This window comes from Enterococcus sp. DIV0236 (assembly GCF_050558525.1).
GTDB classification, from domain to species: Bacteria; Bacillota; Bacilli; order Lactobacillales; family Enterococcaceae; genus Enterococcus; species Enterococcus faecalis.
In genome coordinates, this window is the sequence record NZ_CP187891.1 from 249,565 (window position 1) to 264,656 (window position 15,092).

The 15,092-nt window shown below is 38.4% G+C and carries 16 protein-coding genes; 9 read left to right on the forward strand and 7 right to left on the reverse strand.

Features of this window, described 5'->3' with window-relative positions; translation table 11 throughout:
- Positions 1-12: 12 nt before the first annotated feature.
- Together IGK27_RS01290 and IGK27_RS01295 are read left to right on the forward strand one after the other, a co-directional pair.
- Entirely contained in the window at positions 13-2,499 is a 2,487-nt protein-coding gene (locus IGK27_RS01290) for a heavy metal translocating P-type ATPase (RefSeq protein ID WP_002377899.1), read from the forward strand.
- A 21-nt stretch (positions 2,500-2,520) separates the two neighbouring features.
- Complete coding sequence (locus IGK27_RS01295) at positions 2,521-2,727, forward strand: heavy-metal-associated domain-containing protein (protein ID WP_002370181.1); 207 nt, start codon at positions 2,521-2,523, stop codon at positions 2,725-2,727.
- A 43-nt stretch (positions 2,728-2,770) separates the two neighbouring features.
- Here the strand turns inward: IGK27_RS01295 and IGK27_RS01300 are convergent, their stop codons facing one another.
- A complete protein-coding gene (locus IGK27_RS01300) occupies positions 2,771-4,141 on the reverse strand; it encodes a DUF5808 domain-containing protein (RefSeq protein WP_002370182.1) in 1,371 nt (456 codons plus the stop codon).
- Positions 4,141-4,530, reverse strand: coding sequence for a GntR family transcriptional regulator (locus tag IGK27_RS01305; protein ID WP_002358356.1), 390 nt, complete (start codon positions 4,528-4,530; stop codon positions 4,141-4,143). The genes IGK27_RS01300 and IGK27_RS01305 overlap by 1 nt, the downstream gene beginning before the upstream one ends.
- A gap of 149 nt (positions 4,531-4,679) precedes the next feature.
- Between IGK27_RS01305 and IGK27_RS01310 the strand changes: the two genes are divergently transcribed.
- Positions 4,680-6,008 (forward strand): aminopeptidase C, encoded by a 1,329-nt coding sequence (locus IGK27_RS01310; RefSeq protein ID WP_002358357.1) that lies wholly within the window; start codon positions 4,680-4,682, stop codon positions 6,006-6,008.
- A gap of 43 nt (positions 6,009-6,051) precedes the next feature.
- Here IGK27_RS01310 and IGK27_RS01315 read toward each other — a convergent pair whose 3' ends face one another.
- Entirely contained in the window at positions 6,052-6,672 is a 621-nt protein-coding gene (locus IGK27_RS01315; RefSeq protein WP_002379044.1) for a flavin reductase family protein, read from the reverse strand.
- A gap of 21 nt (positions 6,673-6,693) precedes the next feature.
- Entirely contained in the window at positions 6,694-7,668 is a 975-nt protein-coding gene (locus tag IGK27_RS01320) for a ring-cleaving dioxygenase (RefSeq protein WP_002355221.1), read from the reverse strand.
- A 265-nt stretch (positions 7,669-7,933) separates the two neighbouring features.
- Between IGK27_RS01320 and IGK27_RS01325 the strand changes: the two genes are divergently transcribed.
- A complete protein-coding gene (locus IGK27_RS01325) occupies positions 7,934-8,290 on the forward strand; it encodes a DMT family transporter (RefSeq protein WP_002386054.1) in 357 nt (118 codons plus the stop codon).
- Positions 8,287-8,598: a DMT family transporter gene (locus IGK27_RS01330; RefSeq protein ID WP_002355223.1), complete on the forward strand. Its 312-nt coding sequence runs from the start codon at positions 8,287-8,289 to the stop codon at positions 8,596-8,598. The genes IGK27_RS01325 and IGK27_RS01330 overlap by 4 nt, the downstream gene beginning before the upstream one ends.
- Before the next feature lie 95 nt (positions 8,599-8,693).
- Here the strand turns inward: IGK27_RS01330 and IGK27_RS01335 are convergent, their stop codons facing one another.
- Together IGK27_RS01335 and IGK27_RS01340 are read right to left on the reverse strand one after the other, a co-directional pair.
- Complete coding sequence (locus IGK27_RS01335) at positions 8,694-9,740, reverse strand: chitinase (protein WP_002355224.1); 1,047 nt, start codon at positions 9,738-9,740, stop codon at positions 8,694-8,696.
- A 42-nt stretch (positions 9,741-9,782) separates the two neighbouring features.
- Positions 9,783-10,367 carry a lytic polysaccharide monooxygenase gene (locus IGK27_RS01340; protein WP_002355225.1) on the reverse strand — a complete coding sequence of 195 codons (585 nt, stop codon included), beginning with the start codon at positions 10,365-10,367 and terminating at the stop codon, positions 9,783-9,785.
- 274 nt (positions 10,368-10,641) lie between these two features.
- Between IGK27_RS01340 and IGK27_RS01345 the strand changes: the two genes are divergently transcribed.
- The 3 genes from IGK27_RS01345 to IGK27_RS01355 are packed head-to-tail and all read left to right on the forward strand — an operon-like array spanning position 10,642 to position 12,813.
- Complete coding sequence (locus IGK27_RS01345) at positions 10,642-11,376, forward strand: acyl-ACP thioesterase domain-containing protein (RefSeq protein WP_002355227.1); 735 nt, start codon at positions 10,642-10,644, stop codon at positions 11,374-11,376.
- Positions 11,377-11,426: 50 nt separating this feature from the next.
- A complete protein-coding gene (locus IGK27_RS01350) occupies positions 11,427-12,260 on the forward strand; it encodes a DUF72 domain-containing protein (RefSeq protein ID WP_002355228.1) in 834 nt (277 codons plus the stop codon).
- 16 nt (positions 12,261-12,276) lie between these two features.
- Positions 12,277-12,813, forward strand: a complete 537-nt coding sequence (locus IGK27_RS01355) for a haloacid dehalogenase (RefSeq protein WP_002355230.1) — start codon at positions 12,277-12,279, stop codon at positions 12,811-12,813.
- Positions 12,814-12,835: 22 nt separating this feature from the next.
- On the opposite strand, the gene IGK27_RS01360 is transcribed toward IGK27_RS01355, so the two are convergent.
- Entirely contained in the window at positions 12,836-14,188 is a 1,353-nt protein-coding gene (locus IGK27_RS01360; RefSeq protein ID WP_002385384.1) for an aspartate kinase, read from the reverse strand.
- Positions 14,189-14,374: 186 nt separating this feature from the next.
- On the opposite strand from IGK27_RS01360, the gene IGK27_RS01365 reads away from it, so the two are divergent.
- Positions 14,375-15,061, forward strand: a complete 687-nt coding sequence (locus IGK27_RS01365; RefSeq protein ID WP_002355232.1) for an HAD family hydrolase — start codon at positions 14,375-14,377, stop codon at positions 15,059-15,061.
- Positions 15,062-15,092: the final 31 nt, after the last annotated feature.

The following is a 15,092-nucleotide window of genomic DNA, read 5'->3' on the forward strand; positions in this document are numbered from 1 at the left end:
GGAGTGAAAAAAATGGAAAGTAAAACGTTTGATATTGAAGGGATGAGCTGTGCTTCCTGTGCCCAAACGATTGAAAAGGCTACGGCGAAGTTACCTGGGATGGCAAAGGCAAGTGTCAATTTAGCTACGGAAAAATTAAGTGTCACGTATGATCAGACGGAAGTCACAGAAGAAGAAATTAAGGAAGCTGTGTCAGATGCTGGCTACAAGGCGATTAGCCCAGCCCAGCAACGAACGTTTGCGATTGAAGGAATGAGTTGTGCTTCCTGTGCCCAAACGATTGAAAAAGCTGTGAACCAATTATCTGGTGTTCAACAAGCGATTGTTAATTTAGCCACGGAAAAACTGGTGGTTAGTTATGACGACCATCAAGTAACGAGTGCTGAAATTATCAAAGCAGTTACGGATGCAGGTTATCAAGCGACAGAAGAAGTCGCTGCAGGTGCAACAGCGGACCAAGATCGTGAAAAGAAACAAAAACATATTGCTGAGATGTGGCAACGTTTTTGGATCTCAGCGGTGTTTACAGTACCCCTTCTTTATATTGCGATGGGACATATGGTAGGCTTACCATTGCCGGATTTTTTGAATCCAATGACACATGCGACGACCTTTGCAATGGTTCAATTGATTTTGACGTTACCCGTCCTATATGTCGGCAGAGAATTTTTCACAGTTGGTTTTAAAGCATTATTTAAAGGGCATCCGAATATGTTTTCTTTGGTAGCTTTAGGAACCAGTGCTGCTTTTGTGTATAGTTTATATGGCACAGTCATGATATTCTTAGGAGATACAAGTTTTACAATGGCTCTTTATTATGAATCAGCGGGTGTTATTTTAACTTTAATTACATTAGGAAAATATTTCGAAGCTGTTTCAAAAGGGAAAACCTCAGATGCGATAAAAAAATTAATGGGTTTAGCACCGAAAACTGCTCATATTTTACGTGATGGCGCAGAAATTGAAGTGCCAGTTGATGCTGTTCAGTTGGATGACATTGTGATTGTTCGCCCAGGAGATAAAATCCCTGTTGATGGAGTGATTGTTTCAGGCAGTAGTTCTGTGGATGAAGCCATGTTAACGGGCGAAAGTTTGCCTGTTGAAAAGAAAGTCGGTGATGCAGTAATTGGTGCTAGCATCAATAAAAATGGCAGCTTTCAATTCAAGGCGACAAAAGTGGGAAAAGAGACGGCCCTTGCCCAAATCATTCAATTAGTGGAAGATGCGCAAGGCTCAAAAGCGCCGATTGCACAATTAGCTGATAAAATTTCGGGTGTTTTTGTCCCAATCGTCATTGGTTTGGCTGTTCTTTCTGGCTTGGCTTGGTTCTTTTTAGGACAAGAGTCATGGATTTTCGCTTTGACAATTACCATTTCTGTGTTAGTGATTGCTTGTCCTTGTGCGCTCGGCTTGGCAACGCCGACTGCGATTATGGTGGGAACAGGTAAGGGCGCTGAAAATGGCGTTTTAATTAAAAGTGGGGATGCTTTAGAAACCACTCACAAAATTCAAACAATCGTGTTTGATAAAACAGGAACTATTACAGAAGGCAAACCGGTGGTTACAGATATTTTAGTTGCTGATTCAGCACTTTCAGAAGCTGAGTTACTAACATTAGCAGCTTCTGCAGAACAAGGATCAGAACATCCTCTAGGTGAAGCAATTGTGGGGGCGGCTAAAGAACGTCAATTGCCATTAGCAGAAGGAAGCGATTTTTCAGCGATTCCAGGTCACGGCATCCGTGTGACAGTCAACGAACGAGTCCTACTTTTGGGCAATATAAAATTAATGAAAGAAGAGGCCATCGAGCTATCAACGTTTGTTCAACAAGCGGATCGTTTGGCAGAAGAAGGGAAAACCCCAATGTTTGTGGCAAAAGATGGTTCGTTTGCGGGTATCATTGCGGTAGCAGATACTGTGAAGGATAGCAGTCAAACAGCCATTGCACGTTTGCATAAAATGGGGATCGAAGCCGTGATGATTACGGGAGACAACAAGCGTACTGCCGAGGCGATTGCAAAACAAGTAGGTATCGATCGTGTCTTAAGTGAAGTTTTACCAGAAGATAAAGCATTAGAAGTGAAAAAACTACAAGCAGAAGGCAAAAAAGTTGCGATGGTGGGTGACGGTATTAATGATGCACCAGCGCTTGCCCAAGCAGATGTGGGGATTGCTATTGGTTCAGGCACAGATGTTGCAATGGAATCGGCCGACATTGTGCTAATGCGTAGTGATTTAATGGATGTGCCTACAGCAGTTGAATTAAGTAAAGCGACCATCAAAAACATCAAAGAAAATCTTTTCTGGGCATTTGCTTATAATACATTAGGTATTCCAGTGGCTATGGGTGTGTTACACTTATTTGGTGGACCTTTGTTAAGTCCGATGATTGCAGCAGCAGCTATGAGTTTTAGTTCAGTCTCTGTCTTACTAAACGCCTTACGCTTAAAAGGATTTAAACCTTCGACGGTGAAAAAAACTAGTGGAAGTCAAAAATAAAATTGAAAAGGATGAAGTGAAATGGAAAAAACAGTAAAAATTGATGGGATGAAATGTGATGGCTGTGTTCAAGCGGTCACTGAAAAATTTAGTGGAATTGATGGCGTAACGAATGTTGCGGTTCACTTGGCAGATCAAACAGCCATTGTGACAGCAGATCGTGAAGTAAGCCAAGATGAACTGAATACCACGTTGGCAGATACAAAATTTAAGGTTGTCAGCGAATAACAAAAAACAGGGCCTACCATCATGAGTAGGCTCTGTTTTTTTGTTATGGAAGTTTTGTTTTGATTTCCTGATAAATCTTAGTCGTTTCTTGACCCTCACGCGCAGTATAATAATAAACTTTTTCCCGCGTTTCTATTTTCAGAATCGGATGACTTTTTGTATAAATTAGTAAATAAGCAGGTTTTCCAGCGACTTTAAATTCTCCTGTTAAGTAACTATCTGTCGCAGCACCCATTGTGCGGATGCGTTCTTGAGGTAAGTCATCAATCAAAGAAACAGCAGTGATTTGGTTAAAAGGAATTGACCTTGTTTTTGCTAATGGGGCAGATAACTCAATTTGTTTATTTTCAATAGTTGCTTGAAAGGCATGACTAGAAAAATCATTTATAAACATCGGCACTGTGGCAAAGAACAGCACCGCAATCGTTAAAATGCCAGTAGCGGCTAGAATAATTTTCCCAGCAGGCCGTCCTAGGTTAATGGATAAATTCATACCAATGCGATCAGGAACCATGATTTTGGGGTCCTTTGGATTGATATAAATCCCATACCGCCAATATTGATCATCATCCCCATAGCGATAATCGCCAGCCTGTAAAACGAATTGATCTTGTTTTTTGCGCATTGAAAATAGGTAGTAGAAGAGAAAGCCTACATAAACAAACAAAAGAATAAAATAACAAAAAGTAAGAGCCATCGCAACCGTATAATCAATTACAATTGTGAAAGTTGGTAAAATGGTTAGCGGTGCAAAAACCAAGGAGGATAAAACCATTAAAACAGACCAATGATGCCGAAATAAATCATTGATTTGCTGATTAATTTTTGAGTCACTAGTTAGCGGTTTGACAGGTAAGCGCGCAATAAAATAATAGCCGCCAATGAACAAACTTAACATCAAAACAGTAATTAAGAAAAGAATCCAGGAACCAATCGCCGTTTGCAAGGAATAAAAGCCCCCAGCAAAAGTAAGAATAATTGCAGGTAAAAACCACCAAAATGAAATAAGTTTCTGGTTTTTATTTAAAACTAATTGCGTATCGATTAAGAGAGGACGCTTAGGTAGCAACCAGCCGTTTTGCATTTTTAAAGCGGCCATTTTGCGAATATAAACGATTTGCAGATAGTAGCCACTGCCAATAAAACTAAATAAAAGTAACAGAAAAAGGAACAATAAAATCGAATCATAAGGAATAAATAACAAAGGTAAACTAAGAACACTAAAAACGGCTGCTAGTTGAACCAAGCGTTTTTTATAACGTTTCCGGATTGCTTGAACGCTGGGATCTTGTAGTTTATCTTCTGGTAAAGTGTTTTCCAAAATAATATTTTTGTGAGGATTTGCATAAATCCCCATAGTAAATGCCATAAAAAAAGCGACAGAAACTAGGATGAAATAAAAGAATACCGCCATTATAATGCACGCCCTTTCGAATCAAAATTTTGATAAATTTTCTGAATAAGTGCTTGGATTTCTGCTTCGGATTGCTGATGTAAAAAACTTTCAGCCAACAGAAGTTCTAAACGCTCATGCAATTGCTGTTGCCAAACAGCGGTAGCAGGTAACTTTGCGGCAATTTTGGTGCCGTTACGACGGTCAGTCACAATATAACCTGATTGCTTTAACTTATTATAAGCTTTTGAAACAGTCATCATATTGACCCCGATTTCGTCCGCCAATTGTCGGATAGAAGGCAAACTTTCATTGGGAACCAGTTCACCTTTGGCAATGCCTACAATGATTTGATCAATGAGTTGCTGATAGATGGGCTGTTCGCTTTGTTCATCTATTTCTAAAAGCATCGAATCACTCCTGTCTTATTTGTGTTATCTGTATTATATATCCTAATACAAAAAGAGTTGGAAAGCAAGGAATTTAGAGTAAATGGTTGTTTCTGTTTAAAGAGAAGCATATAATGAAGAAGAACGTAAAATGAAAGGACGATGAAAATATGACAGCAATTGAACCAAAATTAACAGAGAAATTCCATCAAGATTTCTTGAACAATAATAAACAAAATGCCTTACAACGTAGTGTAGTAAAAAATGGTATCAGCGCTTCAGGTGAATCTGTACAAGGAGCCGTGAATAACGTACCCGTCTTTTCAGTCGACTTAGCTACTGGAAAAGTGGCCAATCAAAAACAAAGCGGTCGCTGCTGGATGTTTGCGGCATTAAATACATTTAGACATAGAATGTTAAATGCGTTTCAATTAAAAGATTTTGAATTATCACAAAACTATACATTTTTCTGGGATAAATATGAAAAATCAAACTATTTCTATGAAAATATTATTGCAACAGCCGATCAACCGTTGACTAGTCGTAAAGTGGCCTTTTTATTAGCGACACCACAACAAGATGGTGGGCAATGGGATATGATCGTTTCAATTTTTGATAAATATGGCGTAGTGCCTAAAACGGCAATGCCTGAAAGCAGCAACAGCTCCAATTCACGTGATTTAAACAACTATTTAAATAAAAAATTACGCAAAGATGCAACAATTTTACGTAGTTTAATTGAAAAAGGCGCTTCTGCTGAAGAAGTCCAAAAAAACAAAGAAGCAATGTTACAAGAAATTTATAATTTCTTAGCAATCTCTTTAGGAACGCCGCCAGAAACCTTTGATTTTGAATACCGTGACGAAGAAAAAAATTATCATTTGGATCAAAATCTAACACCGCAAACATTCTTTGAAAAATACGTTGGCGTTAATTTACATGATTATGTAAGTATTATTAATGCTCCTACAGAAGATAAACCCTTCAACAAAACATACACTGTTGAAATGTTAGGGAATGTTGTCGGCGGCAAAGAAGTTAAATATTTAAATGTAGAAATGGCTGCTTTCAAAAAATTAGCTGCTGCACAATTGGAACAAGGCGAATCTGTTTGGTTTGGTTGTGATGTCGGACAATCTTCAACACGTGACACAGGAATTATGGCATTAGACGTTTACGATATGAACGATCTTTTTGATATTGATTTTACGATGACTAAAGCAGAACGTTTAGACTTTGGTGAAAGCTTAATGACACACGCCATGGTTTTAACAGGTGTTGATATCGTTGATGGTCAAACAACAAAATGGAAAGTGGAAAATAGCTGGGGCGAAAAAGTCGGTGAAAATGGCTTCTTCGTTATGAGCGATGCGTGGATGGACGAGTACACTTATCAAATCGTTGTGCACAAAGATTTATTAACTGATGAACAGAAAAAAGCTTGGGAACAAGCGCCAACTGTTTTGGCACCTTGGGATCCAATGGGCGCATTAGCATAAAACAGAAAAAGAAGGCCCCCGCCGTCATGGCGGGGCCTTCTTTTTACGTTGGGCGGCGAACTTCACGGATTTCGCCCAATGTTGTATAATCATTGCCTGCTAAACGAGCAATCGGTTGGAGTTTTTCAGGTAAAATGTACTGATGTTCTTCATCGAAAACGGCTGAATCAAAATAGAAATCGGTAATTTCTACAATGAATAAATCCGTAATAATTTGACCTTCATGGTTAGCAATAGGTACATATTGATGTAAGCGAGCTTCCATCCGAATCGGCGCGGCTTTGATTGCTGGAACAGCAACAGTCTGGCTGGCAATGGTTTCAATACCGAATGTGTCAATTTCACTGATCTCTGCTGCTAAAGACGCCGAAGTCTGATTCATTTGAGTAAGAACGTCTTCGTTAACGAAATGGATGACAAGTTCTTTAGTAGCCAAGATGTTTCGTGCCGTATCTTTAGGCTCTTCGTCTGGTCGTAAAATGGACAACGTTGCTAAAGGAATTTCAGCTGCCGCCGCATTAAAGAAACTAAAGGGAGCAGCGTTGACGACACCTGTAGCTGTATCTTGTGTTGTAACCCAAGCGATTGGCCGAGGAATAATACTTCCTGATAAAAATTTATACGCTGTTTTTGCAGATAACTCGTTACTATTGTAATGAATCATAGGAACCTCCTAGAAAAAATACTAATTTCTTTGAACATTCGCATCTGAAGTATCGAAAGGACGCACAAATTCTTCAATCCCTGCCCGTTTTGGTTCTAAAAATGGCGGTAATGATAATTTTTCACCAGCGTGTTCATAGGTTTCATCCTCTAAAAACCCAGGACCATCGGTTGCCAGTTCAAATAAAACATGTGTTGCTGCCAAGAAATATTCAGATTTAAAGTAAAAACGTTCCACAAAGCCAGAATTAGGAAATTCCAAACGATTAATTTTTTCAATCCAGAAACGTAGTGCTTCCTCATCGGCAACGCGCAAGGCTAAGTGATGGACATTGCCGTAGCCTTCTTGGGCCGCTGGCAAATCTTCTCGATGCTCTACGATAATGCTGGCACCATTCCCACCTTCGCCAACTTCAAATAAATGGAAACTACCTTCAGCATCAATCAATTTGAACCCTAAAACTTCAGTTAAAACTAGTTGCAGATGTTCGTAATTTTCGACAGTTACAAAGGCTGGACCTAAGCCGATTAAAGCATGTTCACTAGGGACGTTAGATTTTTTCCAAGGCGTGCCGGCTGCAACACCTTGGTTCTTTTCATCAGAAATAAGTTGGTAACGTTGATTGTCAAAGTCTTCAAATTCTAAATACTTTTTACCAAAACGTTCTTGAATTTCTCCATGATCAATTGCATATTCATTAAAGCGTGATACCCAGTAATCCAAAGCAGCATCATCTTTTACACGGAAGGAAGTACGAGAAATTGTATTGGTTCCTTTGGTTCCTTTAGGTAAGCCTGGGAAGTCAAAGAAAGTCATATCTGTTCCGGGAGAGCCGGCATCATCAGCAAAAAATAAATGATATGTTTCAATATCGTCTTGGTTGACAGTCTTCTTAATTAAACGTAGACCTAAAATATCGGTGAAAAAGTGATAAATTTTTTCGGCACTTGAAGTCATGGCAGTGACGTGGTGTAAACCTAAAATTTGTGTATTCATAATAAAAATCCTCCTAAAAGAAAAATAATTTTTTAATTAATTAACTTACTAAAAGTAAGTTTAAATGATTAGTCCTAAAAATGCAAAAGAAATGTCTCGAATTCGAACTATTGTTTTTTAGTTGATTTTTTAAAAAAATAAGAATATAATGACCTGAGATATTTTAATACATAAACTTTCGTAAACATCGCCGGATGCTTGCGACTAAAGTGTTAATGAACAGTTCTTAGGCCATAGCTGAACTGTTTGTTGGCACTTTTTTTGTTTGGAAGGGAAGGAAAACAAGATGAGTAAAGCTTGGTTAAAAGTTATTTTTGGCGCTTTTTGTGAAGTGATTTGGGTCATTGGCATGAAGCATAGTACAACATGGTGGGAGATTTTAGGGACAGTAATCGCAATCTTTATCAGTTTTTATGCGCTGATTAAAGCAGGAGAGGAATTGCCAGTCGGCACAGCCTATGCTGTATTTGTCGGCTTAGGTAGTGCTGGAACTATTGTAACAGATCATTTTTTATTCCACACACCATTGGGCATAGGAAAAGTTCTTTTTCTGTTGCTGTTATTAATAGGTGTAATTGGCTTAAAAATGGTAACTGGAAATAAAGAGGAGGAAACAAGATGAGTTGGTTATACTTAGTTATTGCAGGCTGTTTTGAAATCTTTGGCGTAGGTTCAATTAAATTATTTACAACAAAAAAAGACTTACGTTCATTGTTAATTTTAATTCTAGCGTTTAGTGGTAGTTTCTTATTCTTATATTTAGGGATGAGACAATTGCCGATGGGCGTTTCTTATGCGGTTTGGACAGGAATTGGTACAGCAGGAGGCGCTATTTTAGGAATGCTCTTAGGTGAATCAAAAGACCTACGCCGGATATTTTTTATTTTTTTAATCATTGTTTCTGTGATTGGTTTAAAATTAATTGGTTAGAAAGCAAGAGAACATTGTTTGGATTATTGAAAGACAGGTGAGTAAAATTTAAAAAGAGACAGAACCAAGTGCGGTGTTCTGTCTCAAAATAGCTTTTATTTTACAAGGTTACTATAACGTGTCGCAAATTCATTGTTGTAGGACTTGCCGTTGACATCTTGACCAACGTCCCAATTTGCAGACCAAGTCATTAAGCCACGGATAGGATTACCGTCTTTTGCTAACTGATCAAAAGTTTTGGCTACAGGGGTAGCCTCAACGACATAGCCGCTACCAGCAGCATCCCGATTTGCTGGTAAACCAAGGACTAATTTATCGTTTGGTATCTGTAGATAGCCGCGCGTGCCATGGATTAATGAATCAGACATATAATAGAGGAACTCGTATTTTAGAGCATCGTTGCTTTGAGCAACCCAAGTCATAATTTCATCAACCCAGACACCGTCGCCGCCTTGGTTATATAATTGTGGGGCAATGTAATCATAATAACCATTTAGGGAAGTAATGTATGTTTCATAAGCGGCACCAGGTTTTAAATAAGGGAATTCTGGTGCCATCGTAATGATGAAATTTTTTCCTTGTGCTCGATAATGGTCTTTGACTATTTTCAACGTAGCAGGGATGACGGTTTGGTTGTCGCCAGCAGTAATCGCCAATTGCTCTAAGTCGATGTCTAAACCATCAAAGCCGTATGTTTCCACTTGACGAATGATTTCATTCGCAAAGGCTTGTTCATCGCCTTTGACTAATTGAATATGTGCATCTGCTCCACCAAGTGCCAATAAAACTGCGCGACCTTGACTATTTAATTGTGCGACTTCTTGTCGGAAGGCAGTGTCCGTTTGGTTATAAGGCTTGAACGTAGGAATCCGTGTCGTGCCATCGCTTTTCATGAAGGAAACCGGTACGACATTGTAGGCTTGATTTACTTCTGAAAGGTTTAGTGATGCTGATGTTCCTTGTTTGTAACCATCGCGTCCTTTTGAGGCCCAGTTATGCCAATATCCAACCAACACTTTTTTGCCAGAGATATCTACCATCGTATCCGCAGCATCTGCAGAAGCTTGAGTAGGCGTTAACCACAAGCCAACTGCAACGGTTGAAAGAAGGAGAAAAGCAGGAATTATTTTTTTTAGCTTCATTTTTTGAGAACTCCTTTAATTTAGTTTAAGATGTGAGTATTTTTACTGAATGTTCACATCAATCGCTTGGTAAAAGGCGTTCACCGTATCACCAATGCCCCAGACAGCGTAAATGACATGATAACCTTTGCGGTCTGTCGGAATATTAATTGTTTGTTTAACAACTTTATTAGGAACTTCTTGTTTGCCGTCGATTGAAGCAATTTTGTCGAAGTTTTTAATGTCTAATGGTTGATTGGGATTCCAGCCATTTTTAGTAATATAGTAATCCCAAGAAGCAGTTCTATGTTGGGCAGTTAAGTTCCAAGTGATGTCAAGGGGACCTGTTGTAATGTTTGTTTTGTGCCAACGAGTAGCTGTTTGTTCATCCAAAGGTTCAAAACCTGAGACACCTGCACTGGCTAATTTACCAGTAATAAACGTATTTTTGGGCGCTTCGATACTTTGAGGTTCCCATTGTGCACGACCAACATTTGTATTTAAGTTACCACCAGCAGAACTACCAAAGAAAGCACGACTTCCAGGACTTGCTACGTAACCATGAGCCTCCGAAACAGTAGGGGCCAATGCAGCGCCACCTAAAACAAAACTAAAAGCCAGGACGATTGTTAATAAACTCTTTTTCACGAAAAAAACCTCCTAAAAAATTATTTTGTATGCGCTTACAGATAGGAATATAACATAATAATCTTTCGGATACAAATAATAAGAAATGTTATTTTTAAAAATAAAACAATATTTTTTAAGTAATATTAAGAACGTTTTTAAATAATATAAATAATAGTGCTTTTCAAAGTTTTGTTAATTTTTCATTCGGAATCGCAATTGAAGAAATCACGTGGTATACTTTTAAGGAGAAACAATGACACGAAAGTAGCCATTGGAAAAAGGAGATTATTTCGTGGGAAAAAAACATACATCCTCTTATGAAGTTGCCTACTATGACGGCGATTTTACTGGTGCAATGAAGATACCGGCTTTGTTAGCGGTTGTCATTAAAGTATCAGAAGAACAAACAGAATTACTAGGAAGAGATGCGGCTTATGTCGCTCAATTTGGTCTAGGCTGGGTCATCACCAATTATGAAATAGAGATTCATCGCTTACCAAAAGTTGGTGAAAAAGTAGCAATTACAACGCAAGCTATGAGTTATAACAAATATTTTTGTTATCGTAACTTTTGGGTTCATGATGAAGAAGGCAATGAATGTGTCTTTGTGAAATCAACCTTTGTCTTAATGGATCAAAAAAATCGGAAAATCAGTAGTGTGTTACCAGAAATTATTGCACCTTTTGATTCTGAAAAAATCACTAAAATTTATCGCCATGAAAAAATTGAAAAGGTCACAGAGGGGAACTTTTTACCTTATCGTGTGCGTTTTTTTGATATTGATGGCAATCAACATGTTAATAATGCGATTTACTTTAATTGGTTATTGGATGTGTTAGGGTATGACTTTTTAACAACGCATCAACCGAAAAAAATTCTTGTGAAATTTGATAAAGAAGTAGAATATGGCCAAGAAGTCGAAAGTCATTACGAAATTGTCGAACAAGAAAATCAGTTGAAAACGCGCCATGAGATTCGGATTGATGGTCAAACCTATTGTGAAGCGAATATCGATTGGACCAACTAAGTTGAGATGACGGTTTAGAAAAATAAAAAGTTACGCAGAGGAGGAAGGACATGATTCGCTTAGGATTAACATCTTTTAGTGAACACGACTATTTAACTGGAAAAAAACGGTCCACGCTTTATGAATATGCCAGTCATTTACCGCTAGTTGAAATGGACACGGCGTATTACGGGATTCCTCCCAAAGAACGAGTAGCTGAATGGGTCAAAGCAGTTCCCGAAAACTTTCGCTTTGTCATGAAAGTTTATAGTGGAATCAGTTGTCAAGGTGAGTGGCAGACCTATTATGCAAGTGAAGAAGAAATGATCACCGCCTTTTTAGAAAGTATGGCCCCATTAATTGAAAGTAAAAAATTATTTGCCTTTCTGGTACAATTTTCAGGAACATTTGGTTGTACGAAAGAAAATGTCGCTTACTTGCAAAAAATTCGTCACTGGTTTAAAGACCTACCCATCGCCATTGAATTACGAAATAATTCATGGTATCAACCAAACTTTGTAAAACAAATGTTGCAATTTATGAAAGAAAATCAATTTTCACTTGTGATTGTAGATGAACCGCAGATTCCTACGAATCCAGTGCCCTTTTATCCTTATGTAACGAATCCTAATCTCGTGCTCTTCCGGTTTCACGGACGTAATGCGGCTGGCTGGTTAGCCAATGATGCAGAGTGGCGAAAAAAAAGAACCCTTTATCATTATAATACGCAGGAAATCGCTGATTTAAGCGAAGCTGTTTTAAAAATGTCGCAAGAAGCTAAAGAAGTGGGCGTAATTTTTAATAATAATTCTGGCGGCGATGCCGCAGAAAACGCTCTACAGATGCAAAAAGTCTTGAATTTGAGTTACGATGATTTGAATCCAAAACAATTAGATTTATTTTGAGAAAGAAGGTAGCTGAATGTCTGAAAAGCAATCCCCTTATGAAATGGCTTGTGCATTCCACGAGGTTTTTAATCCACAACAACCAGAGCAACCAACTGCTTTTTCGCCAGAGCTAGCCAGTCGACGAGCAGAGTTTAAAGTCGAAGAACTTGTAGAATTTTTATATAGTGCTGCTGATAATGACCAAGTACTTTTTCAACAATTGGTCAACGGATTAAAAAAATCTGTCGATAAAGCAGAGCAGAAAGTCTTGGCGAAAGGCAAACCAGTATCTGATCCTTTAGTGGAGGAAGTGGATGCACTAGTTGATTTATTGTATTTTACTTATGGTTCGTTTTGCTTAATGGGCGTCAATCCAACAAAAATTATTGAAATCGTTCATCAAGCCAATATGGGGAAATTATTTCCAGATGGGCAGCCACATTATGATCCAGAAACAAATAAAGTATTAAAACCTGAAAATTGGGAACAAGATTTTGCGCCAGAAGCTAAAATTAAAGCGGAAATTCAGCGCCAATTGAAAATTACTGAAACCAATGAAAAAGACGAATGAGAAAACTCATTCGTCTTTTTCATTAATCATGGAAGAACGTCCGATATAAAGCTTTGATGGCTTTTTCCTCTTGTTCTTTTTTGATACCAAACATAATACTTACTTCCGAAGATCCTTGGTTAATCATTTCTAAGTTGATTTTTTCTTTGGCTAACGCCATTGTACTTTCAGCAGTAACCCCAATTCGTTGGCGCATGCCTTCCCCGACAATCATAATCATAGAAAGGTGATGCGTGATGCGTAACTCATCAGGCGCTAAAACTTCTTGGAGTTGGGCCATCAGTCGATTTTCAATTTCAGTTGTTAACTGGTCTTCTCTTAAAACAATCGTGATGTCATCAATTCCTGAGGGCATATGCTCATAGCTCAAGGCTAATTTTTCTAGTACTTCTAAGAGCCGTCGCCCAAAACCTAACTCTCTATTCATTAAATACTTACTAATGTAAATACTTGCGAACCCTTGATCACTAGCAATTCCTACAACAGGGGCATGCTTCACTTTGCGAGAAGTAGTAATTAGGGTGCCAGGATGATGTGGGTTGTTAGTATTTTTGATAACGACTGGAATATTTGCGCGATAGGCAGGCATTAAGGCTTCATCGTGGAGGACGGCAAATCCTGCATAAGCTAACTCCCGCATTTCTCTGTAGGTCAATTCTTGAATCGTTTGAGGCTGTTCAATAATTCCAGGATGGGCGACATAAATTCCGTCCACATCGGTAAAGTTTTCATACAAATCTGCTTGAACACCTGCGGCAACAATGGACCCTGTGATATCGGAACCGCCACGAGAAAAAGTACAAATTTCGCCGGCTTCTGTATAACCAAAGAAACCTGGAATAACCAAGATTTGTTGAGTCTCACGATAGGCACTAATTTTCTCTAAAGCTTTTGGTAAAATGCGGGCATTGCCTGGCTCAGGTGTCACTAGGAGACCTAATTCTTTTGGACTAATGTAGCGAGCATCTAAGCCATTCTGATTGAAAAAACTGGCAACAACTTTTGCATTATTGTCCTCGCCGCTAGCTAAAAAATAGTCAAATAGAAAAGCATTGTTTTCTTTTGGTAAAGTGGCTAATTGGCGAATCGAAATAGCAATATCAGCTAAAACTGCTTTATCCAAGTGTAATTCATCAAAAAGATCTTCATAACGACGAATGATGGCAGAGATTGTCGATTCAATTTCCTCATTATTTAAGTAGCGCTGATAGTATTGAATCAATAAATCAGTCACTTTAATATCTTGCGGGGTTCGCTTTCCAGGAGCGGATACAACGACAAACGTTCGGCGCGGCTCTTCCTTGACGATTTGTAAGACTTTCTGTAACTGTGGTGCTGATGCTAGCGAGCTACCGCCGAATTTAACTACGTTCACGTTTATCACTCCTGTTTTTAATTATTTTCTCATTTGTAGATTAGTAAAAGGATACCGAAAAACATTTAGAAAAGCAACCACTTATTTTCAGAAAGTTAGGAAATCATGAAAATATTTGTTCTTCATTTTTCCTTAAAATTTTGTTAAACTGTAAAGATATGAGTCGTAACGAAGGAGTTAAATAGTATGACAGAATCCAAAACTGCCATTATTTTTGATATGGACGGTGTCCTAGTAGATAGCGAAGCTTATTATTATGAGCGACGTAAAGCATTTTTAGCGGAATTTGATTTGACCATTGAGGGCCTAACCTTGCCAGAATTAGTCGGTGCGGATATGCGTTCATTATGGCAAAAGATTGAACAAGTCAACAAAAAAGAGCTAGATATTGCTTTTTTAAATGAACAATACATAGCCTATAAAAAAGCGCATCCGATAGATTATTTAGCTGTGCTTGATGAAAATGCGAAACGTGTTTTACAATTTTTAAAAAGACAAGGCTATAAAATCGGATTAGCTTCTTCTTCCACAAAAGACGCAATTGAAGAGGTTTTGACAGTGGGGCAATTAAGTAGTTATTTTGATGCGGTCGTGAGTGGGGAAGATTTCGAAGAAAGTAAACCGGCGCCGGATATTTATCTGCACACGTTACAAGAATTAGCTGTTGCGCCACAGGAATGTATAGCCATTGAAGATTCAGAAAAAGGCATTGCCTCTGCCAAAGAAGCTGGGCTAGAAGTTTGGGCTATGCGCGATGAACACTTTGGGATGGATCAAAGTCAAGCGGATGCCTTCTTAACACAACTAAGTGATATTTGTAAAAAAATTAGTGAAAATCGGATCGATGAAAGCAGTGAATCAACCCCTTCGTAAGAAGATCGCGGGTTTTCTTAAAAAAGTTTGT